Genomic DNA, 20673 nt, shown 5'->3' on the forward strand with positions numbered 1-20673 from the left:
GTAGGCGGCTAGGTCCGCCGCCCTGATCACAGTGGGGATCGCTTTCATTGCAGCTGAATCCTGAGCGTTTCGCGTAAGCATCGAACCTCCGACGTGGCATCAGTCTAAACACCTAATGTTAGGAGTTTTGTCATGAAAAAAGACCTTCGTCAAGCACCTCTGGAGGGTGACCGCCCGATATCAGAGCGTTCCGCTTCGGCGATTATCAGGCGGCGCACAGCCACCATGGCGTGGCGGCCACCAAACAAAGCATTTCCTTGAATGACTTGACCCGAAAAGCACTCAGTGAGTAATTGGGCTGCACGCGTAAGGCTGGCCCCCAGAAATACGAAGCCCGCACTGGGCGGGCTCTGCGATTCGAATGGGCCGCCTCAGCTTGAGTGGTATTTTTTGCGGACTCGCGCGGAGATATCCTGGTACGTATCGCTATCGGTTGCAGCAAGGAGCGTTTGACCACCTTTTAGCGTGGCCAAAAATGTCACTTCGGTGTTTTGGCCTGCTAGTAGATAGCCCGCTATGGCTCCCACCGGACCAAGCAGCATAGCCCCAGCTATTCCAAAGCCTATCGCGCTCTTTATGTTTTTATTGGAGTCAGTGTTTTCGACTGTCAGATCTTTAAACTCGGAGACGAGGAAGCTTTTCCCCAGGCGCGGCTTAAGGGTCGTCTTAAGGGTCATGGTGCCAAGATTGTACTCCCCATCGCACTGGGGAAAATCACCTGCGAGTACTGTGATCTTTGCCATGTGGAATTATCCTTGGGCGATCATTTTTTGGGTACTTATTGCGCGCGCTCAGGGTGAATGCGTCAACGGTTTGACGATAAGTGGCGGTGCCATCGATCAGCGATGCAGGCGCTTATTGTGGTGTGAGCACCATCGGAAAGATTCCGCACAGGCAACAAAAAGCCCGCGCGTGGCGGGACTGAACTTGAATAGAGCTATTCCTTCTGGAAATTCATTCTCAGTTGAGCTGCTGCCGACGAAGACAGCAGAGTCATTCATTTTTTGTTCGAAGCACCGCTGGCAGGACAGCGCAAACCTCGCCCTTGCAATGAGATCGATGACTGCCGCGGGTTTTCAACAAAGGACTTGGACAAGCGTAATGTCTAACTCGATCAGGCCAGTCATGGTCACGAAGTGCGCTGGTCAATCCGATGCAATCGTTAATCAGACTCAATGCTGTTTTACGGCTTTACCCAAACCGCTCCGGCGAGCACACAAGAAACTACTGAAATGCTGAAGCGGTGTGTTGGTCTGCGATGATTTTTGGCGGCCAGGGCATCAACTACTGCCTGTATTTAGTGCAAAGAAACTCGATCATCCAACTCACTTTAGTAATCCACGTACCTCTCTGCTAAGTGGAGGAATTATCGATGAATTTCGCACCGAAATGATGCAAAAAAGTAAACAAAAAAACACAAGAGAAACGTTTAAGCAGTCATATTTTCTAGCGATAATGGCTATGAGGCATCATGTTATGAGGACAGGTTTCCAGATGCCCGCACACTAAGAGCAGATTACCCTGCAAGGAATAAAAGTGAATAAACTTTTCAGTAATCTTAGCGTCAACTTCAAGCTGAGCCTGGGATTCGGTCTGGTTCTGGCCTTAACCACCGTCCTGGCCCTAGCCAGCTGGACCAGCGTGGACAAACTGGTGTGGCGCGGCGATCGAATGGGCGATATCACCCAGTTGAATACGTTGCTGAACAAAATACGCGAGGCCCGTCTGCAATACCTGCTGTCCAATGGCGATGAAGGCGTCGCCCAGAACGTGCAGACTAACCTGGATGCATTCATCCCCCAGCAGCAAAAACTGATCAACACGTTTACTCGCCCGGAGAACCTCAAGCTGCTCAAAGAACAAGCGGCGATTATCAGCCACTTCCAGCAATCGCTGAGTAAAATGCGCGACGCATATCGCGCAGCAAACAACGCACGGCAGGCCATGAGTGATAACGCCGAAGCAGCCGGTAAGCTGATCACGGCGATCCACAGCAGCGTGCTGCAATTACCCTCAGGCGACGCGGACCGTTTCGAACGTTTGCAGACCATTAGCCGCACCAAGGAACAGCTTCTGCTGACCCGTTACGAAGTCAGCGCTTACACCGCGAACAGCACCCCGGATACTGAGCAGAAGGCTGTCAAGCAACTGAATGAAGCAATTGACGGCCTGAAACAGCTTAGTGAGTACTTCAGTGCTACCCAGCAGGACGCATTGCGCCAGTTCGAAAGTGCCCTAGGCAACTACCGCACAGCCTTGCAGGCCTACAAAACTGCTAGCAACGCCGTTACCCTGGCGAGCAAAGAACTGGTCGACCAAGGGCTCGATTTATGGAGCCGCAGCGATGTCCTTTACCAGATGCAACTGGACAGCCGCGACAGCGACATCGTCCAGACTCGCACGCTGCTGTTGGGCAGCACCTTGTTGGCCTTGCTGTTTGGCGTCCTGGCCGCCGTCATCATTACTCGCCAGATCACCCGTCCGATCCGCGAAACCCTCGGCGTCGTCGAACGCATTGCTGCTGGCGACCTTACCCAGAACCTGATGGTCACCCGCCGCGATGAGCTGGGCGTACTGCAACAAGGTATCCAGCACATGGGGGAGACCTTGCGCAACCTCATCAGCGGTGTTCGCGACGGCGTGACACAGATCGCCAGCGCTGCGGAAGAGCTGTCGGCCGTCACCGAACAAACCAGCGTCGGGGTCAACAACCAGAAAGTCGAGACCGATCAGGTCGCTACTGCCATGCACGAAATGGCCGCCACCGTGCAGGAAGTCACGCGCAACGCCGATCAGGCCTCGCAAGCCGCCGCAACGGCCGATGGCGAGGCTCGCGAAGGCAACAAAGTCGTGGAGGAAGCAATTGTGCAGATCGAACGCCTGGCTGAGGAAGTGGTGCGCTCTACCGAGGCTATGACCCTCTTGCAGCAGGAAAGCAACAAAATCGGTAGTGTCATCGACGTGATCAAAGCCGTGGCCGAGCAAACCAACCTGTTGGCCCTCAACGCCGCCATCGAAGCCGCCCGTGCCGGTGAGGCCGGTCGCGGTTTTGCCGTGGTCGCCGACGAAGTTCGCGGCCTGGCCCAGCGTACCCAGAAGTCCACCGAGGAAATTGAAGAGCTGGTCGCCGGTTTGCAGAGTGGCACCGAGCAGGTGGCCAGCATCATGAGCAACAGCTACAGCCTGACCGACAGCAGCGTGGCGCTGACTCGCAAGGCCGGTGTCTCACTGGGAAACATTACCCGTACCGTATCGAACATCCAATCGATGAATCAGCAGATCGCGGCCGCCGTCGAGCAACAAAGCACCGTGGCTGACGAGATAAGCCGCAGTATCATCAATGTACGCGACGTCTCCGAACAGACCGCTGCCGCCAGCGACGAAACCGCCGCCTCCAGCGTCGCACTGGCACGGCTGGGCAACCAGTTGCAAGTGATGGTCAGCCATTTCAAGGTCTGACGAAGCAAGGTCGCTCCCAAGCATTGGATGGGAGCGATCATCTGATTCGACTGGCTGCTTTTGGCCCAGAGTGTGTAAAAACGCCTTTGCGCACCCTTGCTATGATTTCTGGGGATTTCATTGCAGGGATCGCCCATGAAGCGCTTTATCCAAGGTGAACATCGAGGCCAAGGCACCTTATTGCCCGAGAGCCTCGACGACTACGTCAGCGATACCAATCCGGTGCGTGTAGTCGACGTCTTTGTCGACGAACTCGACCTGGTCAATCTGGGTTTTGACGGTGCCATTCCAGCCGATACTGGCCGGCCGGCTTACCACCCCGCGATCCTGCTGAAAATCTACATCTACGGCTATCTCAACCGCATTCAGTCGAGCCCGGCGGCTGGAACGAGAAGCTCAACGCAACGTCGAACTGATGTGGTTGACCGGGCGGTTGATGCCGGACTTCAAGACCATCGCCAACTTCCGAAAAGACAACAGCAAGGCCATCCGAGGCGTCTGTCGCCAGTTCGTTGTGCTGTGTCAGCAGTTGGGACTGTTCGGAGAACATCTGGTCGCCATCGATGGCAGCAAATTCAAAGCAGTCAACAACCGCGACCGCAATTTCACCAGCGCCAAACTGAAACGGCGCATGGAAGAAATTGAATCGAGTATCAACCGTTACCTGGCGGCACTCGATGCTGCCGATCGGCAAGAACCCACAGCTACCGAGCCCAGCGCCCTGCGGCTGGAAGAGAAAATCGCCAAGCTCAAAACTCGAATGAAGGAGCTTCAGGCGATCGAAATCCAGCTCAATGAGTCGCCGGATAAACAGGTCTCGCTGACCGATCCAGACGCCCGCTCCATGATGACACGCGGCACGGGAATCGTCGGCTACAACGTGCAGACAGCGGTCGATACGCAGCACCATTTGATCGTTGCCCGTGAAGTGACCAACGTCGGTTCCGACCACGATCAACTCAGTTCAATGGCCAAGCAGGCCCGTGAGGCGATGGCGTCAGAAACGTTGTCGGTGGTGGCGGACCGAGGTTATTTCAAAAGCGAACAAATCCTGGCCTGTCACGATACCGGCATCACCGCCTATGTGCCCAAACCGATGACCTCTGGAGCCAAGGTTGACGGGCGTTTCAATAACGATGCCTTCGTCTATGACGCGGCAAAAAACGAATACATTTGCCCGGCTGGCGAGGCGCCGATCTGGCACTACTCCTACGTTGAAAAAGGCCTGAAGTTGCATCATTACTGGAGTTCGAAATGCCAGGGCTGCGCGTTGAAATGGCAGTGCACACCGAGCACGGAACGACACGTTCGACGCTGGGAGCATGAAGCCGTATTGGAGGAGATCCAGCTTCGGCTGAGCAAAGCACCAGAGATGATGAGAGTCCGAAAACGGACGGTTGAGCATCCCTTCGGGACGCTGAAACAATGGATGGGTGCAACGCACTTCCTGACGCGAAGCTGGCCGGGGTGAGCGCGGAGATGAGCTTGAATGTGCTCGCCTACAACTTGAAACGGGTCATGAAAATCATTGGTGCTAACGATTTAATGAAGGCGCTGTCGGCATAAAAAAGGCTGGCTTTGGCCCATCCCAGAGGCTGTAAAAACAGCGTTACGTGTTCCAGGTCGCGACCGATGCGACCCGCAGCGTTGATCGTGCGGTCGCTAAGCCAACGAACGTCAATGACCCAAGACGATCAGGTTACGAGCGTTTTTACACACTCTGGGACGATTACTGCCTGTTGYGACCGGCTGAAAACGGCCAGGAGCGGACGATGGACACAGCGATGGCAAATTGATAGCGTCACGATGCTGCTTTCGAATCTAGAAGGCTGTAGGGCTTGCCGTCACCCTTGTCGTGTTTCTCTCTGGGCGATGTCGCGTTTGCCGCGACCACCTCTAAGCTAGATAAGGACTTACAAAACGACAAGGAACGTTATCCGACACGCCATCACGACAAGAAACGCGACATGGCATGTCGCCTAATAGTAGGTGGGCCTAAAAAACGTGAATCGCTTTCTTCAAGCATTCCTTCTAGTTGGCGTGGGGATAGCGCTCGGCGCATGGCTATCTTCTTCACAAGGCAATGGAAAAAAAGGACACACACCCGAGTTGGAGCAGGCACGGCTATACAAGAGCATCCGGCCGTGTGCTGAGCCTACGTCAGAAGAGGGCAAGACGTTTTCGCTGGCTGCGGACGTTTTGGAACAAAATCTGCGTGCTGAGGGGCTCTGGCTAGACATTGGGGTTGAGAAGTTACTTGCTCATGGCTTCTATCGGGCGACAGACAAGGGGCTGCCGATACCGGTATGCGCACCGCAGAGCATCTATTCCAGAGCAGGTAAAGTCATTACTCAACGTCGCGGGCTCAAAGGTCATATTGAACGATACCAACTCGAACTCGCTGCACGCATTCCAGACCCCTCGCCCTACATCGTAGATAGGGTCGGAGAAGTAGCGTTTTCGCAAGAGCCACATAGTGAAAGGGAGTGGCCCTACCGAGATATCCGACCGGTCGCAAGAAGCGTCCTCGCAAACTACGGTAAGCACGCCCTGAAGTACCTTGAGGTAGCACGAGCTCAAATGTCGGACGAAGACTCGCTTGGAACGAGCGCCTCACAGATTGTTGGCGCTGCGGGCGACGACTCCGACCTGAGAAGGGTTGAAATGCTGATGAGCCAAAGGCTAGCGTCCACACCGCAAGAGCGCACCCTTTCAATAGACGAGCGTAATCGCCTATATGAGCTGGCATACACGTTTACCTATGCCGGCACTCGCGCTATAGCTCATGTCGGCCCGGTCAAAACCCTCATGACCAGAAAGGTCAAAAGCAACGCGACGATATTTGGTTTAGTCGATCTGAACCCGAAACAAATGTGCCACGTGCTCGAGGCAGTTGGAGATTTCAAGGCGCTCGCTGATTACGACTACTGCCAAGATCCAAAGTATCCGTATCCGCAATGAATGTATGGCCCAACAACAGGTTCGAGCCGCCATCACTGCTTTCTCATCGAACTGGAAAACACGGTTACAGCATAATGCGATGACCGCTAAGGGTCGTTTTCTGCCTCTCGCGATGGGCAGAAAACGGCCAGAAGCTGTCGTTGGAATAGCACCGCAGTTCTGTGGGAGTGGACTTGCCGGATCGCCGGACTGCCGCAATGGCTTCACCGCGGAGCTTCAGACAATCACGTCGCCTGGATCGCGGGCAAGCCCACTCCCACAGGCCTGCGGCGTACCGGCCGTTTCAGGCCGTAAGCGCCCACCTGTAGCATTCACCTACCAGACATGCACCCTGCAATCCTGCTGATGTCGGGCCATGGGTCACGAGCCTGGTAAAGCAGGGCTCGCTTTTACTCACCGCCGCCGGTGCGCCCTATGACTTTCGCTGGAGACGGTTAACCCCCAAACCTTTCGAAGTGGTCATGGTGCTGCTGGGCCTGTCGCTATTCGACGAGGCACTGCAGGACGTCTTTGGGGCAAACGCCGCACACGCCACGCTTCGGGATGTGTCCGGCTTCGAGGATCCGCAGCTGGTCGCATTGCTGCAATGCCTGCGCGAAGAAGCCGATCGGCCCATGGTCAGCTGCCTGTTCGTTCAAGGCGTTGCGGCGCTTATTGCGCGAAACATAACTGAGCGTGGTCACTGTCGCCAATGAAGTCGGCTATTCCAACCCCAGTCACTTCGCCCAGGTGTTTCGCAAGCACACCGGTCTTTCCCCAAGCGACTACCGGCGCCAGCGTTAGGGCTCTGCTGGCCGCAGATAGGGCTCGATAAAGCCGCAGCCAAGGATTTCGTTCAGGCGTTGCGCATCGTTCATTCGGCGAAACAGTCCAATAGTCTTCCACGGCGCGTGACCATCGACATTGGGCGCTCCCAATCCGGCCAACAGGTCGGCGATCAGTATTGATCGGGTCTCGAAAGAGATGCGTGTCAGCCCGGTGCTATTGCCGACGCCGGCATGGGCATGAGCCCCGGAAAAGGCGATCAGACTCCCCGGAGCGATATCGACGGCAATCCCGTCCTGCGGGTCGATCGCTTCCAGCAGATGCGGAATGGCTTCGTCGGTATCCACGGCATTGCGGCCGTCTCGATGGGATCGCTGCAAAATGGCGCGCATATCGAAATCTGCGCTCGAATTACCCAGCGGTCGCTGCCAGAGGCCTGGATACAAGGCGACGGTACGCCCTGCCGCGATGGGATAGATGGGCGCCCACCAGTTGGTTTGTGCATAGATATTCGACCCCCAGGTATCGCGGTGAAACGCGATGGTGGCCGTCGTGCGGGCACGCGGCGTCGACTGCCCTGGCTCGCAATGCGGCTGAAAACGCAAATGCAGGCGATCGCACGCCAGGGTATCGGGGGCGATGCCAAGGCTTTGCACGACGTCCTGCCAGCGCTGCTGGATCTCAGCTGAGCCTGCGAAGTCGTTCTGAATTTTCGCAAAGCGCTCAGTCTGCTCAGGGTGGCTCAAATAGCGATGGATCTGTTGCGGCGACCAGGGGTGCAACGCGTCTTCGAGGAACGCACGCGTATATTCCACCAGCGCCGTCATAGGCTGCAGGTCAGTGAAGCGAATGATCTCGCCAGCATAGATCCGGTCATGCAATTGGCGAGCGGAGCTCGGTATGGCAAGCGAGCTGTACATGACTGGAAGTCCCCTGAAGGTGCGCCCCTGACTTTAGATCCACGCCGATTGTGGCGAAAGTGGCAGGTAAGGCGAAAAAGCACGGATCAGGCCCTGGGCACGTGAGCAACAGGCGACCTTCAAGCCATGAATGGGGCGCTTATGGCAGTTCTTGGCAGGCAGTCAACGGCCGTTTCTGGTGAAAAAGTCGGCCATGGTTTGCGCATCAGAAAAGTACGCGTCCAAGATTGAAATTTTTACATTTGGCAGAGGCATCCGGACTCGGATTACACGTAGCAGCATGCAAAAAAGGCGTTTTCACCAGTCAATGATCAGGTCATTTGGGCAGAGCGACTTTTTCAACAGAATCGGCCATATGCGGTCATTAGTAGTTGCCGCGTAACCAGCATAAAAAGGGACAGACCACGATTTCAGGTAAATGCCGAGCCGTCGTTGCAGGATTTCGAAATAAATGCGACTTTTCGGAAATGGATGGGGATGGGGATGGGGATAGTCATTGAATGTTTACCAATGCGACTACGTCACGATGTAAAAGACGACGGGCGTGCACTGAACCCCGGGCACAAGGCCCGAGGCTGTGTCAGAGTGCTCAGGCTGCGAGCGTCGCCAGCGTAAGACGCCTGTCCTGGATGCAGAACTTCTCGAGCAGTTTGAGTGAGCCGCCGAAGATCAGAGCGCCAGAGTACGTGATGTCAGTCAGGACAAAGGCATCCGGTTCACAGAATGGCCATTTCACCTGGTTCGCCGCCACCTTGACCATGGGCGCTATTGACGGAATATTATTAGTCACCCCTCCAGCGACCACGCGTTCGATGATCACGTGGATAACAATGCTGACGATGGCCACCACCAATGCCGCGATGATGCCGACGATCAGTGCCATGATCTTGCCCCCCACTCCGCCGGCCACCGCGGTGGCCACGGCGGCAATAGCCCCGAGAATGGCTTCGGTGACCACCACCCAGGTCGCGATGTCCACAGTGTTCTGCACGTCAGGGTCGCCGACCATGGCATACACCATGACCTGTTCACCTTTGTCATTGATTCCCAACTGCAACGTCTGCTTGGTGACGATGCGGGTGTAGGCCACGATACCGGGAGAGATGTCCGTGCGTACCTTGCATTCGGTACGGATGTACGACTCGTCGAAATTGATGTCGAATTTTTCCGCCACCGGATGGTAGGTGATGGCCCCATACTTGACGCTGTCGAGCTTCAGGTTATTGGCGGTGATGGAGGTGCCCGCCTCGTCCAGTTTGAAGTTGGCCTCGGTGGTGCCGTCGAAGATGAACGGAAGTGAAGCCAGCAACTGATACTTGACGAAGATTTCACGGCTGATGAGGAAGTTAGCATTGTTGTCCGCGGCCAGCAGCACGGCCGGTAACTGGTTCGGCAAGCCGGAATGGTCGTGCTCGTTGGTCATAGCCAGGACACCGAAGATGCTGCTTTCCTCGGTGTTATTGTCGGTGTAGGCATAGCTCATGGACGTTGCCCGCAGCCATTTGAAGTCTTCGCTGTCCTTGCCCATGTTGTTGATCACCACGGTACTGAACAGGATGTCGAACTTCTTCAGGTTCTCGGGCTGGTTGAGCCAGCCTTCGAGCACGCCGCGCAATACGCTCTGGTCGATGGAGGGAAGGACTTTGTTTGGGTCCCTGAGGGCAATCACCGCGGCGATAGGGTCGCTGGGGTCTGTCACCTGGGTGTTGACCTGCAGGTCGTACTTACCGTCGGAGGCCAATACCGGATTGGGCGCTGGGAAGTAGCTGAGCTTGACGTAGACATCTGCGGATATCCCTTCGACTTGGTACGTCTTGTCGCCCAGCCCCTTGTAGGTCCCCGCACCGAAAGGAATGCGGACTTTAACGTTGCGCCCGTCACCGCCGGTGGTGATCGACCAGGCATCGAAATCGGCCTTCAATGAGAAGCTTTCGAGCACGGCGTCGATGTTGCTCGGGTAGGTCTTCTCCAGCGCGATACGCTGGTTGAGTGCCGAGACCCGGCAGATGCTCACGGTATCCCAGCCATTGGTGGTAACGGTGCTGGCCAGTGCTCCAGCATTGGTCAGTAGCTGCGCGGCCTGCAAGGCGTCCTCGGAGCTGTGTACAAGCTCCGCGTTCTGGTAGAGGGGCGATTCGCGCAGGGTCTGGCGAAGAGTTTCGTTGAGGTGATCGAGTCGCAGCGAGACAGGCTGAGCGAATCCAGACAGCATGACCTTGCTTTCTTTGCTCATGATACAGCTCCTTGGGTTGATGGGGTCACACGTATTTGATGACAAGGGCCTCGGCGAGATAGCTCGACTGGGCGGTATGCGTGGTATTGCTCCAGGACACGCAATCGATGGTATCTGCCTTGACCGAACCGCCCCGCGCGGCGATGGCGCTGATCAGGTCATCGGAGATGAAGGCGGTAACGATGTGGGTGATCAGGCTGACGACGGGCGAGAGCCAAGCCAGGTACCAGGGGATATCGACCTGGTCTTTGAAGTCGGACGACTGCTTGACGAAGTGGACTGTGTTGCCATCGAGGACCAGCTTCATCCTCAGCCAACCGTTCCAATTCATGTCGATACCGGCGTAGAGGTCGCAGTCGCCCTGGTAATCGACGGCGATGACGTCGCCGAGAATCCGCGCCGGGTTGCGGCCAGCAAAGACGATGGGGGTGTACCAGATCAACCCCGACTTGATGGCTTGCATGCGCAAGGCCGGGATGTTCACCATTTGCGTTTCGTCAAAGCGATAGTCCTGCGGGTTGGCGCCCTGATAGAGCTGGAGCAGCCCGGGCAGGATCAGGTGCTCGAGCACCATGCGTGCCGAAAGCACGTAGCACGATTGCCCGCCCTCACTGATACCCGACACGTCGATGTCCAGTGGCAACGCCCCTATGTCGCGTTCGGTACAGACGGCCATGATCGCCAGGAAGCCCGAGTCAAGGTAGGCATAGGTGCATTTGCGTGGCCTGACCCATTCAGGCGCACTGCTCTTGGAGAAGTTGATCGTGGCGAAGGTATGCGTGAACTGCGCGGGATGTTCGACCAGATAGTTGCAGATGCAATCCAGTACCACCGCGGCGTAAGGGCCGAGCGAGCCACTGGGGTCTTGCAGGGTGATGCCTCGCAGCCAACCGCCGTCGTCTCCTTGCATCTGCTGGAGATGCTCTGCTTTGTGCAGGAAGGCGGACTTCAGCTGCATCTGCCCGCTACCCTGTGGCAACAGCGACAGGGTGACTTCGATGATGGCAACCGCGCCGGCCAAGGAGCGGCTGATGCCACTGGCTTCGAAGAAGCCGGAGCGGATAGGCATGCGCAGGCGCAACAACCGGCCGCCGCCACCGTTGATGACCGACCAGCAATCGAAGACTCCGTGGCAGGCGTAGCCTTCGTCCGAAGCGTAGGAAAACTCATGATTGAGCGTCGTCCAGCTCGCTGCCATATCGCTGTTCACGCTGTCCTGGCGAACGATGCTGATGGTGTCCCATCCTTTTGTCTGCATGAGCGAACCCTCCGGGCGCACTGGATAGGCGCCACATTCCTTGGGTGAATGAAAAACCGATGTCGAGAAGGTTGAGGCCAGTGCACGCCTCAATCAGGCAGTGCGTTGGTGCTGTCCTGATACAGGAGGCCTGTTGTTAACCATGAAAGGATGTGATCTGGCATGACATCCGTTTCTGTTGGTAATCCTACCCGACAGGATAGTAGAGGGGCATTGCATGGCAAATGCGCATGTAGATCGTTTGGCGATCAAGCGACGCGGATCTTATCGCGGTAGTACCATTGCGCCATCTAGTGGCTGTGCGGCAGTTCATTCGCGTGGCGGTGTAAGTTGAGTCAGACCATGTTGCGGTTTTCAGCAGGGGCAACTGCTACGACTGAACCGCAACACCGCGAAGGGCGTCATGCGCACAGAGAACGCCGAAGCGAGGTGCGCCCATCCGAGTAAGACTTCAGCTTGCTGAGAAGACACGTGATTTGGCGCTCTTCAACTTGGCCATCGACAGCAAGCTGCGTGCCTGTGACTTAACCAGGTTGCGAGTACAAGACATGGCCCATGGGGAACATGTGTCGTCACGGGCCAAGGTGGCTCAGGCAAATCGAAAGTCACTTAGTCTGATTCGATGGATAAAGACCGGCAAACCTCGCTATCACAACACCAACGTAAAAGACTCCTGAAAACTCTTCGACCATCACAAGTGAGCGGGCATGGTTGGTCATAGGAATAACATCACCGTAACCGGTAGTTGTGAGCGTCGTGAGGCTAAAATAGATCAGCTTGAAGAAAGTGCCGGGCTGTACGAAGTCGAGTTGGCCAGGGCCGAATGAGCCAGCCCTGGACATCTCGACCAGGGCATATACGAACGACCAGACGAAGGCCAGCATGATGTAACCCGCAAGCGCACCATGCAGCTTGTCCGCTGTAATCGGTCCGTGCTTGAGAATATAGCGAAGCACTCCACTGAACGAGACGGCAAGAGACGCCACATAAGCTATCCCGGCAAGCCGAAGAATCGCCGTACTCTCAGCCCACAACGCTCCCCATTGAAGGCCAACCCCAAGTAACGCCAGGCCCAGCTTGAGGATGAGCCCCCGCCGAGTTTGCCTGGTGGCGAAAGCCCCCACGAGCAGAACGATTGAAAAAAGAATGCCAAGCAACGTGCGAGCAAATATACCTTCCTCAAGAAAGGGAAACAGAAGGATCAATCCTAGTAAGAGCAGCAATAGATAGGTGTAGGGACCTTTCCCCATAATCATCTGAGCTAAATCTTCGTCGGATTCGGTTTTATCTTGCGGATTTGTCATATCGGTTTCCCAGAGACGCTCGAGACCAGATGCTGCCCGGTTGAATCTGACCGGGCTTTAGATTAGTCGGCAGTGAAACTCTAGTCGCGAATGCATGTGAGAGGATTCAGCTTGACAGACAGCTTCACGCCCTGAGGAAGTCAGCCAACCAAAATCGAGGTTCTTGAGGAGCGATGAACCACGCTTCCTCAAGGCATTCAAATAGGTGGTTTCATCGTAAAGCGTCCTGGTCTGACAGACCCGGTACAGAATCCGAATCCACTTAAATGCGAGTGCGCGTACGGCAGCCTGGTAGGTACTACCTTTGGCTCGTCATTGCCCGAATCAAAAGTACCGTCATAATCCCGTGCAAGACGACCACTGGCCACAAAAGTACCCCACTCGATTCGCCCGTGATGCCAACGTAGGCGAGATAAAGCGCGACCGCTGCGTTATAGATCAACATCCCGAACATTGCTGGTCCGGGCCAGCAGGCGACCGCCAATGCGATGAGGGCGATGCCGGCCACGCGGACAATGACGCCCGTGAGTTCGATGCCGAGCAGAAGTTGCCCGACCAGCGATGGGACAAGTATCAGCGCTACGCCAGTGGCTGCCTCGATGATCGCGGCGAAAACCAGCAGTCCTTTCATTACATGAACGCTCCGTCCCGGGCTGTATAGGTGCAAGACTGCGCGGGCTCGGGGAATGGGCTAATCCGATTGCGACTAATGCTTAGTGCTTATCGTGATTAACCCCGGTGGAAAGTTCCGGCCCAGCAGCAATACTCCACTCTGCTTCGAAAACCATTCGAGTATAGCGTGGAGCAATAAGTCATGAACTTAAGCGTCTGCGAAGGGAAAGAATCTCGACTTTCGTTAATCAAGCGATGCCTTCGCCAGCCGTTACTGCACTTTTTAATCGCCGGTTTCGCACTCTTTGTGTTGTATGGAGGTTTGCACCGTTCAACGGTCAATCAAGATCCACAACGCATCGAAATCACCCCTGAAGTTGTTCAGCGGATCGCGATTTCCTGGCTGGCGCGATGGCAACGCCCCGCCTCTGAGCAACAGTTGCAGGGCCTGATTGATGAATATGTGAAAGAGGAAATTCTCTATCGCGAAGCGCTGAAACTTGGCCTGGATAAAGACGACACCATCATTCGCCGTCGACTGGCGCAGAAAATGGATTTCCTCGCCGAAGATGTCGCGTCACTTCGCGAACCGGCACCCGGTGTACTTGAAGCCTGGTACAACCAGCATCAGGACCAATATGCCCCGCCGCCACTGGCGACCTTCCATCATGTGTTCTTCGCCCTGGACAAACGTGGTGCGGATGCGCAGGCCCAGGCTCAGGCCGCGTTAAGAGGGCTGACTGACAAGAGTAGCGGTGAAGGCGATGCCTTCATGTTTAAAAGCGCCTACACGGAGCAATCACAGGATCAAGTGGCGCGGGTCTTTGGTTCAAAGTTCGCCCTTTCGTTGTTCCAGCAAACGCCGGGTAGTTGGGTGGGGCCTGTGGAGTCAGGTTTTGGCTGGCATCTGGTGTGGATCGATACGCTGGCCAAACCACCGGCACCGGCTTTCGAAACCGTAGCCCAACAGGTCAAGTCCGATTGGTTGTCCGAGCAACGCAGCGCATCGAAACGCGCGAATTACGATGCGCTCAAAGCACGCTATGAAGTCGTGGTGATGATGCCGGCGACCACCAGCGCAATTGCCGCCACTCAAGCCGAGCGGCCGTGATGAAGCGCACGGTCTGGCTGCTGTTGCTGCTTGGGTTTATCGGGCTGACCGCCATGGCCCATGAGTCGCGCCCCGCTTACCTGGAACTCAACGAAACAGCTGCCGGGCGCTATGACGTTGTGTGGCGCACGCCGGTGCTGTCAGGCATGCGTTTGCCGATTGCGCTGCGGTTTGCCGAGGGTGTGCGTACTGTCACTGACCCGGTGGAAAGCGACCTGAACGACTCGCTGATCGAGCGCCGGATCATTGATGCCGGTCCCGCCGGACTGGTCGGGCAACGTATTGAATTTATCGGCCTGCAAGCGAGCATCACCGATGTGCTGGTGCGTGTCTCGCGCCTGGACGGCAGCCTGACGACCACCCTCGTGCACCCTGCGCAACCCTGGATAGAAATCGCTGCCACGCCGGGAGCGTTCTCGGTGGCCGGTGCATTTCTGGCCCATGGCATCCAGCACATCCTGGGGGGCTTCGATCACCTGCTGTTCGTCTTCGGTCTCCTGCTGCTGGTGGGTAATGGCTGGATGCTGGTGAAGACCATCACCGCGTTCACCCTCGCCCACTCCATCACCCTGGCGCTCGCAGCATTGGGTGCGGTGCGGCTTCCCGGCCCGCCTGTGGAAGCGACGATTGCGCTGAGCATTCTGTTGCTGGCGGTGGAAATCGCCCGCAAGAACCGTGGTGACGTCAGCTTCACCCTCCAATGGCCCTGGGTGGTGGCGTTCTGTTTTGGCTTGTTGCATGGCTTTGGTTTTGCCGGTGCGCTGGCGCAAATCGGCTTGCCCCAGCGCGACCTGCCGCTGGCGCTGTTCACTTTCAATGTCGGCGTCGAAATCGGCCAGTTGATGTTTGTCGCCGCCGTGCTGAGCCTGCGAGCGCTGTTGCTTCGTTGTCGGCTGCCACGGCCCGCACTCCTGTATGCCCGGCCTGTTGCTTCCTACGGGTTGGGAACGCTGGCGGCCTTCTGGTTTTTCGAACGGGTCTTGAGTTTCTGGGCCTGAACTTCACCCTGTCACTGCCGTATTCCGGAGACGTGGAATATGAAAACCCTTACACACTTCACCACGCCGTCACTGCTCGGTTGCGCCGTGCTGACTGTCAGCGCATTGGCATTGGCGCAGGGCAACCCGGATCGCGAGGTTTACTTTGGCCAGACGCACTCGCACAGCTCCTGGTCGATTGATGCCTATCTGATCGGCAACCATCAGGTCGATCCCGAGCAAGCCTACCAGTACTCGCTTGGCATGCCGGTCAAGCATCCGATGGGGTTTGAAGTGCAGCTCAAAGGCCGACCGCTGGATTTCCATGGCGTGACCGATCATTCGGAATACGTGGGCGTGATCGCGCTGGCCAACGATCCGAAGTCAGACTTCAGTAAACTGCCCATCGCGCAAAAACTGATAGCCAAGACTCCGGAGGATTTCAACCGGGTGTTCAAATGGATCGCCGGCAGCTTGAACAATCCCATCAAGGAGCTGATTGATCCGAAGGTTGCCGGCAACATCTGGCAGCAGAACATCGCCATCGCCGACAAGTATTACAAGCCCGGCAAGTTCACCACCTTCGTCGCCTATGAATGGACCTCTGCACCGAACAATCAAAACATGCACCGCAACGTGTTTTTCCGCGACTCGAAGAAGGTGCCGGACCTGCCCTTCACGGCCCTGGACTCGAGCAAACCCGAGGACTTGTGGGGCTGGATGGACGATCAACGGAAAAAGGGCAACGAGGTGCTGGCGATCTCCCACAATGCCAACCTCAGCAACGGCCTGATGTTTCCGGTGGACGTCGATGACCGTGGCCGCCCCATCGATGCCGCGTGGGCCGAAACGCGGATGCGCAATGAATCCCTCACCGAAATTCACCAAGTCAAGGGCACCTCCGAAACCCACCCCGAGCTGTCGCCGACCGACGAATTCGCCAATTACGAAATCATGAGTTACCTGATCGGCATCGACAACAGCACGTCGAAACTCAACGGCAGCTACATCAGGCAAGCCTGGCAAAATGGCATGGCCTTGCAGGAAGCCCGTGGATACAACCCGTACAAAATGGGCGTGGTCGGCGCCAGCGACTCGCACAACGGGGTGATTCCCTATTCGCAGAGCAACAACTTCGGCTCCCACGGTTTCACCGACAGCACCCCGGCGGCGCGTCTTTCCGGCAAACAGAACTCGGGCATGATGGCCCTGCAAACCAGCACCTCCGGGCTGGCCGGCGTCTGGGCGGAAGAAAACACCCGTGAATCGATCTTCGATGCCATGAAGCGTAAAGAAGTCTACGGCACCAGCGGCGTGCGCATCCCCGTGCGCATCTTTGGTGGCTGGGGTTTCGACAACAGTCTGTGGAACGACAAAGACTGGGTGCATGCCGCCTACGCCAAGGGCGTTCCCATGGGCGGCGACTTGCCGGCAAAATCGGGTAAACAGGCACCGTCCTTCGTGGTGTGGTCGGTCAAGGATGCCGACGATGGCAACCTTGACCGAATCCAGATCATCAAGGGCTGGACCAAAAACGGCCAGACCTTCGAGAAGATCTACGACGTCGCCTGGTCCGGTGATCGCCAACCGGACCCGGTCACCGGCAAAGTCCCACCGGTGGGCTCGACGGTCGATGTTTCCAAGGCGACCTACACCAACACCATCGGTGCCACCGAGCTGAAAAAAGTCTGGGTCGATCCGGACTTCGATCCGGTCCAGCACGCGTTCTACTACGCCCGTGTGCTACAGATCCCGACACCGCGCTGGAGCACCTATGACGCGGCCAAGCTGCAAGTACCGCCGCCGGCCGACGTCTCGCCCACCGTCCAGGAGCGCGCGTGGACCTCACCGATCTGGTACACGCCGACAGCCGAGGACAGCAAGTCTGTCGCTGGCGGCAAAACCATCGATCAACTGAAAACCGAAGGCGCCAAAGCGCTCACCAATGAGCAGTTGCAAGCCTTCGTGGTGGGCAAAACCATCAAGGTGCGCAATACCGTCACCGGCCAGACATTCGAAATCGTCTATGGCACCGACGGCCAACGCCTGGTCGCCAGCGTCGATGGCAAACCGCCTGCGCAAGGGGAATACCTGAACATGCTGCATGGCGGTCAGTTCGGCGTACCGGCCAAGTATGAAATCAAGGACGGGCATCTGCTGACAACACTCGGCGGCACGCCCTTCGAGGCCACGGTATTCGAGCAGAACGGCAAGTACGTGGCGGCTCGCAGCAACGAATTCGGCTATGTGAATTATGAGGTTGAGCAGGTCAAGTAGCGCCGAGGCCAGCACCGGTGCTTTGCATCCATCGGTGCTGGCAGATTGTCGCGCAATGACAGGCATTACCGCAGATCCAAAAGAAAGCCGTTCGCGTATCGGCCCTGATATTCAGACATTGATGTCTGAATGGACACTGTTGCCGATAGCAGGCATCGATGGACCGCTATATCGGGTCGGTTTCATCCGGTCGTGGAAGGCAGAAATCGGCCAATAGTTGCCTGCCTTGAATGTCTGCTTTGGTCATCAGTCGCCCATCGATCCCAAGAGCCACTGCCGAAATATCTCGGCACAGGCAGAACGTTTGCGATGTTTTACCGACACAAGGAACTCGCCATTGCCCGTCACGCATTCAAAAGGCGTAACCCGCTGTAATTCTCCCTTGGCCAGCGCCTCATCCGCCATGAACGTCCAGGCCAGGCCGATGCCCATGCCTTGTTGAACGGCCCGATACGCCAAGGTCAGCTGGTTGAAGACCGGGGCTTTATCCCGCGCGACGAAGTCGATACCAAAGTGGCCGAACCATTGATGCCAGTCCAGACACTGCCAGGCGCAGGTGTCGATCTGCACCAGGTTGGCTTGCGCCAATTGTTCCAGTGTCTCAACCCCCGAGACATCCAGTGAAGGATGAGCCACGGCATAGACGATTTCCGGCAGCAGGAAATCGCTGTCCAGCGAGGGCCATTGGCCAGAACCATAGAGAACGCCCACGTCGAAATCATTAAGGCTGGCCTCATCGAACTCATTCATCGCGTGAACATGCACGGCGATATCGGGGTACGCCTTGTTGAATTCGATCAGTTTCGGGAACAGCCAGAATTGGGCCAGGGCATGGGTCGCCAGCACCGAGACGGCGTTGGACTGATGAACATTGCGAATTCGCGTGACGCTTTGGTACATCGTGGTGAGGAGTACGTTAACCGTCATCTGCAGTTCATCCCCTGCGCTGGTTAACTTGACCCCTCGTGGTTTGCGCTCGAAGAGCGGGACGCCCATGGAGTCCTCAAGCTGGCGCATCTGTTTGCTCACGGCGCTCTGGGTCAGAAACAGTTCGCCAGCGGCGCCCGTGAAGCTGGCGTGTCGTCCCACGGCCTCAAACGTGATCAGGGTCTCCAATGGGGGCAAGGTACGCAGATAACGGTTAATGACGGTTCTCCGGGACTGGCGATCGCTAAAAGACATTCCCATGCGGAATGGGTGGCCAACTTTATATCGCAGGTGGCGCTTATCTGCCATGGCTAGAATGCGGCTAAATAGCCTGCCAGAGCCGAGATGATGAACAGTGGGGTTGTATTTGCGATATTGGCGGGTGCCATCTGGGGTGGAGTGATTATCGGCCCTTCGTTGCTGCCGGAATTCAATGCCGTGCTGATCAGCAGTGTACGGTTTGCCCTGTACGGGATGATCTCGCTCCTCGTGGCCTTGCCCATCGCGTCCCGCCTGCTGTCGCGTTTGACGCGCAGCGATGCCTGGATGCTGCTGCGTCTGTCACTGACCGGAAATGTCCTGAACTACGCGCTCTTGGGCGCTTCCGTACAACTGAGCGGTGTGACCGCGGCCGCCCTTATCAACGGCATGATGCCGGTTGCCATCACCTTTCTGGGGCGTAGCGATGCAGGCTCCCTGCCCCTGACCAAACTCAAGCTCCCTCTGTTGCTGGTATTCCTGGGCATCGTATCGGTCAGCCTGGAACATACGGGCACGCGGGCGGCGGGTACCTCGCTGTCTTCCCAGTTACTGGGCCTGGCCTGCGGGTTCAGTGCTGTGGTCTGCTGGTCGTGGTACGCCACCCACAACGCCCGGTATCTCAAACAAAGCCATTTCAACAGCAGCGAATGGTCGACGCTGACAGGCATCGTGACGGGTATCGTGGCGATAGTGTTCGGCATCGCGGCCTTGATGCTGTTCCCGAACCTGGTGCCCTCTCAGGTTGAAAGCAGCCGCTGGACGACTTTCCTGTGGGTTTGCCTGTTCCTGGCGTTCTGTGGTTCATGGGTTGCCAATGGTCTTTGGAATGCTTGCTCGCGTCGAATGCCCGCGTCGTTGAGTGGCCAGATGATCGTGTTCGAAACGCTGTTTGCCTGTGTGTACGGTTTTCTGTTCAGCCAGCGAGTGCCTGGCTTGATGGAAGTGATCTCGATCATGTTGCTGGTGGGCGGGGTCGTATGGGCGGCGAAGCGTCATCGGATAATGCCGGTGAAACAGGCTGAATCGTAGCCGCCGTTGGCCGATTACTACCGGTGCTGACCGGCAGCATTGGCCCAGCACCGGACTTTCTGTTTCCGCTCCTGTCACACCTTCGTCACACTCAATGCGCACAATGCGATCAGCCAAATGGATTTGGCCCATCTACAGAGAGCCCGGCCTGATGCCGGGCTTTTTCGTTTTCCAGCCCTACTGGCGCTTCTCATGGATGGCCTTGATATCCCCTCGTGATTCGTCAAAGTGCATGTTGATCGTCTGGTCGCCATTGAGCGGGGCAATCGAAATTCCTGCCACCAGTAGATCCACTCGTCCAGATACTGAATCGAACATCTGAACCTGCAGATACCTGACCGGATCCACCCGACATGTACGGGAAAGCGGCAAAAATGCTCCACAGTCGCAATATCGAGCCGACGTTTCGTCACCTGATCCAGGTTCTGCTCTTGGTTTGAGAGGCCGATCGGCTAATGCCAGTCAGTTAAGCAATTTCAAGCGCGACACCCTTTGTAGCAGCTGCCGAGCCCGCGAGGCTGCGTTCGGCTGCATAGCAGTCGTGAGTCCAGCTGACGCGGCCTGCCTGACGTACCGCAA

16 protein-coding genes and 4 pseudogenes are annotated in these 20673 nt (G+C 56.7%); 11 read left to right on the top strand and 9 right to left on the bottom strand.

Annotated features, from left to right (window positions below; all coding sequences use genetic code 11):
- Positions 1 to 371: 371 nt before the first annotated feature.
- On the bottom strand, positions 372 to 743 hold the full coding sequence (locus AB4Z35_RS27775; RefSeq protein ID WP_442100667.1) for a hypothetical protein: 372 nt from the start codon (positions 741 to 743) through the stop codon (positions 372 to 374).
- 928 nt (positions 744 to 1671) lie between these two features.
- Here AB4Z35_RS27775 and AB4Z35_RS27780 point away from each other — a divergent pair.
- The 6 genes and pseudogenes from AB4Z35_RS27780 to AB4Z35_RS27805 form a co-directional block, all read left to right on the top strand.
- Positions 1672 to 2553 (top strand): annotated as a pseudogene (locus AB4Z35_RS27780) (methyl-accepting chemotaxis protein); the annotation flags it as partial.
- A 201-nt stretch (positions 2554 to 2754) separates the two neighbouring features.
- Positions 2755 to 3459 (top strand): methyl-accepting chemotaxis protein, encoded by a 705-nt coding sequence (locus tag AB4Z35_RS27785; protein WP_442100690.1) that lies wholly within the window; start codon positions 2755 to 2757, stop codon positions 3457 to 3459.
- Positions 3460 to 3594: 135 nt separating this feature from the next.
- Positions 3595 to 5025, top strand: a pseudogene (locus tag AB4Z35_RS27790) (IS1182 family transposase).
- Positions 5026 to 5463: 438 nt separating this feature from the next.
- A complete protein-coding gene (locus tag AB4Z35_RS27795) occupies positions 5464 to 6420 on the top strand; it encodes a hypothetical protein (RefSeq protein WP_442100668.1) in 957 nt (318 codons plus the stop codon).
- Positions 6421 to 6881: 461 nt separating this feature from the next.
- Complete coding sequence (locus AB4Z35_RS27800) at positions 6882 to 7115, top strand: hypothetical protein (protein WP_442100670.1); 234 nt, start codon at positions 6882 to 6884, stop codon at positions 7113 to 7115.
- Entirely contained in the window at positions 7096 to 7203 is a 108-nt protein-coding gene (locus AB4Z35_RS27805) for a helix-turn-helix domain-containing protein (protein WP_442100672.1), read from the top strand. The genes AB4Z35_RS27800 and AB4Z35_RS27805 overlap by 20 nt, the downstream gene beginning before the upstream one ends.
- On the opposite strand, the gene AB4Z35_RS27810 is transcribed toward AB4Z35_RS27805, so the two are convergent.
- The 3 genes from AB4Z35_RS27810 to AB4Z35_RS27820 all read right to left on the bottom strand — a co-directional run bounded on the left by AB4Z35_RS27810 (position 7200) and on the right by AB4Z35_RS27820 (position 11596).
- Positions 7200 to 8105, bottom strand: coding sequence for a hypothetical protein (locus tag AB4Z35_RS27810; protein ID WP_442100674.1), 906 nt, complete (start codon positions 8103 to 8105; stop codon positions 7200 to 7202). The two genes, AB4Z35_RS27805 and AB4Z35_RS27810, sit on opposite strands and share 4 nt — an antisense overlap.
- Before the next feature lie 589 nt (positions 8106 to 8694).
- Positions 8695 to 10338, bottom strand: a complete 1644-nt coding sequence (locus AB4Z35_RS27815; RefSeq protein WP_442100675.1) for a TULIP family P47-like protein — start codon at positions 10336 to 10338, stop codon at positions 8695 to 8697.
- 25 nt (positions 10339 to 10363) lie between these two features.
- Positions 10364 to 11596, bottom strand: a complete 1233-nt coding sequence (locus tag AB4Z35_RS27820; protein WP_442100676.1) for a TULIP family P47-like protein — start codon at positions 11594 to 11596, stop codon at positions 10364 to 10366.
- 437 nt (positions 11597 to 12033) lie between these two features.
- Between AB4Z35_RS27820 and AB4Z35_RS27825 the strand changes: the two are divergent.
- Positions 12034 to 12189, top strand: a pseudogene (locus tag AB4Z35_RS27825) (integrase); the annotation flags it as partial.
- A 12-nt stretch (positions 12190 to 12201) separates the two neighbouring features.
- Here AB4Z35_RS27825 and AB4Z35_RS27830 read toward each other — a convergent pair.
- From AB4Z35_RS27830 to AB4Z35_RS27840, 3 genes and pseudogenes are all read right to left on the bottom strand, one after another.
- Positions 12202 to 12900 carry an ion channel gene (locus AB4Z35_RS27830; RefSeq protein WP_442100678.1) on the bottom strand — a complete coding sequence of 233 codons (699 nt, stop codon included), beginning with the start codon at positions 12898 to 12900 and terminating at the stop codon, positions 12202 to 12204.
- Positions 12901 to 13065: 165 nt separating this feature from the next.
- Positions 13066 to 13212: pseudogene (locus AB4Z35_RS27835) on the bottom strand (IS110 family transposase); the annotation flags it as partial.
- The gene (locus AB4Z35_RS27840) at positions 13199 to 13531 is read right to left on the bottom strand and encodes a hypothetical protein (RefSeq protein ID WP_442100679.1); all 333 of its coding nucleotides are present in this window, start codon (positions 13529 to 13531) and stop codon (positions 13199 to 13201) included. The gene AB4Z35_RS27840 and the pseudogene AB4Z35_RS27835, both read right to left, overlap by 14 nt.
- 183 nt (positions 13532 to 13714) lie before the next feature.
- On the opposite strand from AB4Z35_RS27840, the gene AB4Z35_RS27845 reads away from it, so the two are divergent.
- Genes AB4Z35_RS27845 through AB4Z35_RS27855 form a run of 3 tightly spaced genes read left to right on the top strand, consistent with a single transcriptional unit; the run spans position 13715 to position 17877 of the window.
- Positions 13715 to 14623, top strand: coding sequence for a peptidyl-prolyl cis-trans isomerase (locus tag AB4Z35_RS27845; RefSeq protein WP_442100680.1), 909 nt, complete (start codon positions 13715 to 13717; stop codon positions 14621 to 14623).
- Positions 14623 to 15621 (top strand): HupE/UreJ family protein, encoded by a 999-nt coding sequence (locus AB4Z35_RS27850; protein ID WP_442100681.1) that lies wholly within the window; start codon positions 14623 to 14625, stop codon positions 15619 to 15621. The genes AB4Z35_RS27845 and AB4Z35_RS27850 overlap by 1 nt, the downstream gene beginning before the upstream one ends.
- Before the next feature lie 39 nt (positions 15622 to 15660).
- Positions 15661 to 17877, top strand: coding sequence for a DUF3604 domain-containing protein (locus tag AB4Z35_RS27855; protein WP_442100683.1), 2217 nt, complete (start codon positions 15661 to 15663; stop codon positions 17875 to 17877).
- 246 nt (positions 17878 to 18123) lie between these two features.
- Here the strand turns inward: AB4Z35_RS27855 and AB4Z35_RS27860 are convergent, their stop codons facing one another.
- Positions 18124 to 19059 (bottom strand): LysR substrate-binding domain-containing protein, encoded by a 936-nt coding sequence (locus AB4Z35_RS27860; RefSeq protein WP_442100692.1) that lies wholly within the window; start codon positions 19057 to 19059, stop codon positions 18124 to 18126.
- A gap of 90 nt (positions 19060 to 19149) precedes the next feature.
- On the opposite strand from AB4Z35_RS27860, the gene AB4Z35_RS27865 reads away from it, so the two are divergent.
- Positions 19150 to 20094 (top strand): DMT family transporter, encoded by a 945-nt coding sequence (locus AB4Z35_RS27865; RefSeq protein WP_442100686.1) that lies wholly within the window; start codon positions 19150 to 19152, stop codon positions 20092 to 20094.
- Positions 20095 to 20271: 177 nt separating this feature from the next.
- Here AB4Z35_RS27865 and AB4Z35_RS27870 read toward each other — a convergent pair whose 3' ends face one another.
- Positions 20272 to 20466: a hypothetical protein gene (locus AB4Z35_RS27870; protein WP_442100688.1), complete on the bottom strand. Its 195-nt coding sequence runs from the start codon at positions 20464 to 20466 to the stop codon at positions 20272 to 20274.
- Positions 20467 to 20673 lie beyond the last annotated feature (207 nt).

Source organism: Pseudomonas sp. KB_15, from assembly GCF_052114525.1.
Taxonomy (GTDB): domain Bacteria; phylum Pseudomonadota; class Gammaproteobacteria; order Pseudomonadales; family Pseudomonadaceae; genus Aquipseudomonas.

Excerpts from the sequence above, each read along its gene's own strand:
- AB4Z35_RS27775 (WP_442100667.1), bottom strand. The coding sequence starts at position 743 with ATGGCAAAGATCACAGTACTCGCAGGTGATTTTCCCCAGTGCGATGGG.
- AB4Z35_RS27785 (WP_442100690.1), top strand. The coding sequence starts at position 2,755 with ATGGCCGCCACCGTGCAGGAAGTCACGCGCAACGCCGATCAGGCCTCG.
- AB4Z35_RS27800 (WP_442100670.1), top strand. The coding sequence starts at position 6,882 with ATGGTGCTGCTGGGCCTGTCGCTATTCGACGAGGCACTGCAGGACGTC.
- AB4Z35_RS27810 (WP_442100674.1), bottom strand. The coding sequence starts at position 8,105 with ATGTACAGCTCGCTTGCCATACCGAGCTCCGCTCGCCAATTGCATGAC.
- AB4Z35_RS27815 (WP_442100675.1), bottom strand. The coding sequence starts at position 10,338 with ATGAGCAAAGAAAGCAAGGTCATGCTGTCTGGATTCGCTCAGCCTGTC.
- AB4Z35_RS27820 (WP_442100676.1), bottom strand. The coding sequence starts at position 11,596 with ATGCAGACAAAAGGATGGGACACCATCAGCATCGTTCGCCAGGACAGC.
- AB4Z35_RS27830 (WP_442100678.1), bottom strand. The coding sequence starts at position 12,900 with ATGACAAATCCGCAAGATAAAACCGAATCCGACGAAGATTTAGCTCAG.
- AB4Z35_RS27840 (WP_442100679.1), bottom strand. The coding sequence starts at position 13,531 with ATGAAAGGACTGCTGGTTTTCGCCGCGATCATCGAGGCAGCCACTGGC.
- AB4Z35_RS27845 (WP_442100680.1), top strand. The coding sequence starts at position 13,715 with ATGAACTTAAGCGTCTGCGAAGGGAAAGAATCTCGACTTTCGTTAATC.
- AB4Z35_RS27850 (WP_442100681.1), top strand. The coding sequence starts at position 14,623 with ATGAAGCGCACGGTCTGGCTGCTGTTGCTGCTTGGGTTTATCGGGCTG.
- AB4Z35_RS27855 (WP_442100683.1), top strand. The coding sequence starts at position 15,661 with ATGAAAACCCTTACACACTTCACCACGCCGTCACTGCTCGGTTGCGCC.
- AB4Z35_RS27860 (WP_442100692.1), bottom strand. The coding sequence starts at position 19,059 with ATGTCTTTTAGCGATCGCCAGTCCCGGAGAACCGTCATTAACCGTTAT.
- AB4Z35_RS27865 (WP_442100686.1), top strand. The coding sequence starts at position 19,150 with ATGATGAACAGTGGGGTTGTATTTGCGATATTGGCGGGTGCCATCTGG.